Source organism: Mesorhizobium sp. WSM4884 (genome assembly GCF_029625675.1).
GTDB lineage: Bacteria > Pseudomonadota > Alphaproteobacteria > Rhizobiales > Rhizobiaceae > Mesorhizobium.
Genome location: NZ_JARTVO010000091.1, coordinates 1 through 238 on the forward strand (window position 1 = coordinate 1; position 238 = coordinate 238).

General features: G+C 60.9%; 1 pseudogene. It reads right to left on the bottom strand.

Annotation, left to right across the window (positions count from 1 at the left end):
- Window positions 1-189: pseudogene (locus tag P9236_RS30785) on the bottom strand (aspartate aminotransferase family protein); the annotation flags it as partial.
- Window positions 190-238: the final 49 nt, after the last annotated feature.

Sequence of the window (238 nt, forward strand, 5' to 3'; positions counted from 1 at the left end):
GTTCTGGCTGTCGTAGAGCCAGACACCCTCTCCGCGCACGACGTGAACGGGATGCTCATAGAAGAGTTTGTATGAGGGACCGAGGAGGGATCGCCGGCGGGCAATAAGGGACTGCTCTTCCTTGGACAGACGATCGGCGGTGCTCGGGTCGAAGCCGTTGATCATATAGGCGGCGGCGGACGACGACATTTGGCTTTGCTCCTATAGGGACAGGGCGTGGGCGATCTGGCTGGTCGCC